The organism is Pseudoalteromonas sp. UBA6610 (assembly GCF_002433295.1).
In the GTDB taxonomy this organism is placed as follows: Bacteria; Pseudomonadota; Gammaproteobacteria; order Enterobacterales; family Alteromonadaceae; genus Pseudoalteromonas; species Pseudoalteromonas atlantica.
The window spans coordinates 1-5,299 of sequence record NZ_DJHW01000035.1 but is presented as its reverse complement, the minus strand read 5'-3'; the positions used below and the strand labels follow the sequence as shown (position 1 = coordinate 5,299).

3 protein-coding genes and 1 pseudogene are annotated in these 5,299 nt (G+C 39.2%); 2 read left to right on the top strand and 2 right to left on the bottom strand.

Features of this window, described 5'->3' with window-relative positions; genetic code table 11:
• Window positions 1-1,311 (bottom strand): ABC-F family ATPase (locus B4F91_RS05005; RefSeq protein ID WP_288635401.1); only part of this gene is annotated, 1,311 nt, incomplete at its 3' end.
• A 313-nt stretch (window positions 1,312-1,624) separates the two neighbouring features.
• On the opposite strand from B4F91_RS05005, the gene B4F91_RS05000 reads away from it, so the two are divergent.
• Both B4F91_RS05000 and B4F91_RS04995 read left to right on the top strand, forming a co-directional pair.
• Window positions 1,625-2,593 (top strand): IS30 family transposase, encoded by a 969-nt coding sequence (locus B4F91_RS05000; protein ID WP_288635400.1) that lies wholly within the window; start codon window positions 1,625-1,627, stop codon window positions 2,591-2,593.
• A gap of 22 nt (window positions 2,594-2,615) precedes the next feature.
• A pseudogene (locus B4F91_RS04995) lies at window positions 2,616-3,284 on the top strand (LysR substrate-binding domain-containing protein); the annotation flags it as partial.
• A 649-nt stretch (window positions 3,285-3,933) separates the two neighbouring features.
• Here B4F91_RS04995 and msrA read toward each other — a convergent pair.
• The gene (gene msrA / locus B4F91_RS04990) at window positions 3,934-5,241 is read right to left on the bottom strand and encodes a peptide-methionine (S)-S-oxide reductase MsrA (RefSeq protein ID WP_288635399.1); all 1,308 of its coding nucleotides are present in this window, start codon (window positions 5,239-5,241) and stop codon (window positions 3,934-3,936) included.
• Window positions 5,242-5,299: the final 58 nt, after the last annotated feature.

Genomic DNA, 5,299 nt, shown 5'->3' with positions numbered 1-5,299 from the left:
AACTTTTACAGATTTTTTAATATCGTTTTGCGAAAACAACATACGACCCAAGAAACTACGAACAACTTGCTCGTCATCACCCTCTTGCTGCCACTGCTCCATCCACTCAAATAAGTTCATGTCTTTTTCAAACTCATCGGCATGATCTTGTGCATAATAGCCAATGTTAGCATTTTCAGACCATTTGAACTCACCGCTTTTAGGTGCTAAACGCCCTGCTAAGGTGTTTAGTAGTGTTGTTTTACCCACACCATTCTCACCAATAATAGCAATGCGTTCACCTACTTCAACTAGGCCTTCTAATCCTGAGAATAAAGTTTCTTCAAAGCCTTGCGATAAGCTGGTCATTTCAAGCGCGTTACGGAATAACTGCTTTTCTTGTTCAAAACGAATAAATGGCGACTGACGTGATGAGGCTTTCACTTCGTCTAATTGAATTTTATCAATACGTTTTGCACGTGAAGTTGCTTGCTTTGCTTTTGAAGCATTAGCAGAAAAGCGCGATACAAACTGCTGTAGTTCAGCAATTTGGCTTTTCTTTTTGGCATTTTCACTCAATAAACGTTCGCGAGCTTGAGTTGCTGCAAACATATATTCATCGTAATTACCCGGGTAAATACGTAGCTCACCATAGTCAATATCGGCCATGTGTGTACAAACCGAGTTTAAAAAATGACGGTCATGCGAGATGATAATCATGGTACAGTCACGTTGATTAAGTACATCTTCTAACCACTTAATCGTGTATATATCCAAGTTATTGGTAGGCTCATCAAGCAACATGATATCAGGGTCTGAAAACAACACTTGAGCTAATAGTACACGCAATTTAAAACCGGGTGCGATTTCAGACATAGGACCGTAATGTTGCTCTGTCGCTATACCAACACCTAATAATAGCTCACCCGCTTTTGACTCGGCAGAATAGCCATCCATTTCAGCAAACTCAGTTTCAAGGTCGGCTACTTTCATGCCATCCTCTTCACTCATCTCAGGTAGGCTATAGATACGGTCACGCTCTTGTTTAATATCCCAAAGCTCTTTGTGACCCATAATTACAGTATCGATCACTGAGTACTCTTCGTAAGCGAATTGATCTTGATTTAGTTTAGCAACACGTTCATTAGGATCTGTGCTTACATTACCCGATGATGGCTCAAGCTCACCGCTTAGAATTTTCATAAACGTTGATTTACCACACCCATTGGCACCAATTAAACCATAACGGTTTGATTCGCCAAATTTAGCTGAGATATTTTCAAATAACGGTTTAGCACCAAATTGCATGGTGATGTTAGCTGTACTAATAATAGCGCTACCCTCCAAGGGAGACTGAAGTATTTAAATTGCGCGCAGTTTAAACCAAACGAGTGATTTTTTCTATGAAAGTTTATGTAACAACCTAAAGTAAAGAAGCGCTGTTTATTAACTATTAAAGCATTAAAACAGACAAAGGAATGGACGGATAAATGGACAAAAAAGCTGAGTAAAATTCACTCTTGTGCTGTTTATGCAGTAAAAATATGTTTAATAAAACCTAAATTCGGATAATAAGTGCAATTTCTCAGATTAGATGGCCAGCTGTTATAATTCGGCCATTTTCTCGCCAAAGGAAATTGCTTTAATGAAATATAAACAGCTGACACAAGAAGAAAGATACCAGATTTACGCGTTAATAAAAGCAGGAAATAACCAAAAGCAGATAGCTGAAGAACTAACTCGTTCACCGTCATCTATTTCTAGAGAGCTAAAACGCAATAAAGGACTTAAAGGCTATCGGCCTAACCAAGCCAATAACTTTGCTGAACAAAGACGTAAGTCATCTTTCAAAGCAAGTAAGTTAACAGAGGACGTCACTCACTGGATTAATAAATTGTTGCATGACGGACTTTCCCCTGAGCAAGTGGCAGGCCGCTTAGCTTTAGAGAAACAGGTCGTTTTACATCATGAAACAATTTATCAATATATTTACAGAGACAAGGCTCGTGGTGGCAAGCTACATAAGACACTCACTCGTGCATGTAAAAAGTATAAAAAACGCTATGGAAGCTATGATAAACGTGGACAGATAGTTAATCGAGTCAGCATTGATGAACGCCCAAGTATTGTGGATTCAAAGTCTAGGATTGGTGATTGGGAGGGCGATACAGTGATAGGTAAAGGGCGTAAAAATGCGCTTGTCACAATGGTTGAACGTAAAACGTTATATACAGTCGTTCACAGAATTGAAAGCAAGCATGCGAAAATAACAGCCGATGCGCTGATCACGTGTATGACACCATATAAAGATAGGGTTATTACCGTGACGTTAGATAATGGAAAAGAGTTTGCTCACCATGAGCATGTTGCACAAGCATTAGAAGCTGATGTGTATTTCGCTCATCCCTATTCATCATGGGAGCGGGGCATAAATGAGAATACCAACGGCTTACTTAGACGCTTCTTCCCCAAGGGAACTGACTTTATGGCGCTAAGTGAAGCAGAGATACAGGCGGCAGTTGATAAGCTCAACCATCGGCCAAGAAAAACAAGAGGGTATAAAACCCCTCATGAATTATTTACGGGGCAATCAGAAGTTCTGGTGGCTGCATAATGATTGCACTTAATACTTGAATTCAAGAATTATAAATATGCTAGAGAGCACCATTAATGAATTTAGTCAGTTACAACAAAATGTAAACTTAACCATTACCCTGCCCGAATTTTTTGCCAGTGAATTGTTAATGCCTAAGCTCAGTGAATGGACCAGCGAGCACCCTAATATTAATTTACACATGGATACCCTCAAAACGCGCAAAGAACTAACTCGCCAAAGTGATTTATCTATAATTTTATCTTCAAGTAAACCGCTTGATGGACTGGCTACTGAGTTATTTAATTTAGAATATATTCCAGCGTGTAATAAAAAACTACTTGAACAATGGCAAAACGATCATTGCCAAGCGCTTAATCAAGTGCCGCTTATTGTGCATAAAGCACGGCCTTGGGCTTGGCATCAGTGGGCAGAAAAAGTTGGGATTGATGACTTTTCTCCAACACAAATTATTCAAATAGATAGTATGTTTGGTGTAGCAAGAGCGGCGCAACAAGGAATGGGCATTGCGCTTATTCCTCTACCAATTAGCCAAAGCTGGCTGGATGAGCAATGGCTCTATAAACTGTTTGAACAACCCCTTACCACCAAAGATAAATACTACTTGGTACAACACGGCTCTAGTACGGCAAACCACCCGCTCGACTTATTTGCCAAGTGGGTAATTAACACCTTCAGACAAACAAAGTGACTATTAATTAAACGCCCTTTTATGGGCGTTTTATTATTTACGACCTTTTTAAAATATTTTTTTCGTGTCTCACGCAAATCTCAAAAAATAAAATATAACCAGCATTATCAACCACTTGAGCAACTCCTTGTTGACTGAATTTATAGATTAGTTTTTTTCACTTATTAGTTTTGTTTTTATCGCTTGTCGAAATTGAGTAAAAGCTCTAAAGTTAACTCAACAAATCAGCAACGACCAAAAATAATAAAACGCGTTACTGAAACCAAATTTAATTAGTTTGTAACAACAAGCTAGTAAAAAGAATCTTTATTGTGTGTGAAGATGTTGTCAGTGTAAAAAACAGCTCAAGTTCGGTGGTGACTTAGCTTGGGTTGTTTTTATTTTACGCTTACACCCGCCAATAAATATAAGAATCTTTATTGTGTGTGAAGATGTTGTCAGTGTAAAAAGCAACTCAAGTCCGGTGGTGACTGAGCTTGAGTTGTTTTTATTTACATTCAAATCAGCACCAATAATTCAGCATTAGTTTTTACTAATACAACCCCCCGAATCTTTATTGTGTGTGAAGATGTTGTCAATTGAAATGCAGCGACCTTATTTAAGTCTCGCTGCTTTTTTTTGCTTAAAATTTGCCTATTTGCTAATTAGCTTAAACATCATCTGATCTGTTTATTTCATCACGAGCGACAAATTCTAATACGGTGGCATTAATACAATATCTATCTTGACCTTTTGGCCCTTCCCCTGGAAATAAATGACCTAAATGAATACCAGTACTTTTAGACTTAAGCTCAATACGTTGCATTCCCCAACTGTTATCTTCATGTTGCGTTACGCTGTCTTTTACAGGGTGTGTAAACGACAACCAGCCAGTACCCGAATTAAATCTGTCGCGGGTATCAAACAAGGGTTCACCACTGAGTTTATCGATAAAAATGCCATCGGGGGTGTTTTTAAAAATAGCGTACTCTTTACAATACGGGCTGTCGGTTTTAGCATTAAACGCTACTTTATAAGCTTCACTGTCACCAAGCTTAAATGCCCCTAGCGCCTTATAAAACAGCTCGGCATCCATATAACCTTGGCGAGAATACACTTCTACTCCATCTTCTAAAAATAAGATGGTGGGTGTAGCCCAAGTAGCCGATTTGATGGTTAAGCCATTTAGCTGATCAGCATGACGAAATGTCATTGGTATTGTGCCTTTGTAGTCATTGGCTACCGCCGCTTTAAACTTTTCACAGTAAGGGCAGTAATCACGAGAGTCTAAAATAACAATTTGTTTGCCAGTCAACAATGCAGTGTTATCAAGCTGCTGCTTTTCGTCTTGACTAAAAACAACACCGGTTGAATGATCTGGGCAATAGCCGTTTGGATTTTTTTCAAGGTAATTTTGATGATACTCTTCTGCAGAGTAAAATCGCTCAAGTGGCTTAATTTGTGTAGCAATTTTTCCATAACCTGCTTTGGTGAGTAACTGCTGATACTGCTGTGTTACCGCAAGCGCGGTGTTTGCTTGCTCATCACTTGTAGTTAAAATAATAGAGCGATATTGCGTGCCTACATCATTACCTTGGCGGTTCCTTTGAGTCGGATCGTGGCTTTCGTAATAATTTTGCAGCAGCTCTTTTGCTGAAATGATATTGCTATTAAATGTAACCTGCACCACTTCGGCGTAATTATCTTCATCAAAGCGGCGCGATAACTTAGTTATATTTCTGTAGGTTGGTTTAAACCCATGCCCATCAGCATAACCCGACTCTGCATCGAGTACCCCATTAAGTGCTTCATAGCGTTTTTCTGCCCCCCAAAAGCAACCTGAGCCAAGCACTAGCTTTTCTACATGCATGGTTGCATTTAAATCACTGGGTTTAGCTACTTCATCTGACGAGATTGCGTTCATCGCACTAAGCAAGCCCACAATGGCAAATCCCGGTAATATTAACCCCTTAAACATACGATTACCTCTTAGTTTTAGTTACTCTAGGGTTTGTTGACCTTCCAAGGTTAAATTT

Coding starts and splice junctions, on each gene's coding strand:
- B4F91_RS05000 (WP_288635400.1), top strand. CDS start 1,625: ATGAAATATAAACAGCTGACACAAGAAGAAAGATACCAGATTTACGCG.
- msrA (WP_288635399.1), bottom strand. CDS start 5,241: ATGTTTAAGGGGTTAATATTACCGGGATTTGCCATTGTGGGCTTGCTT.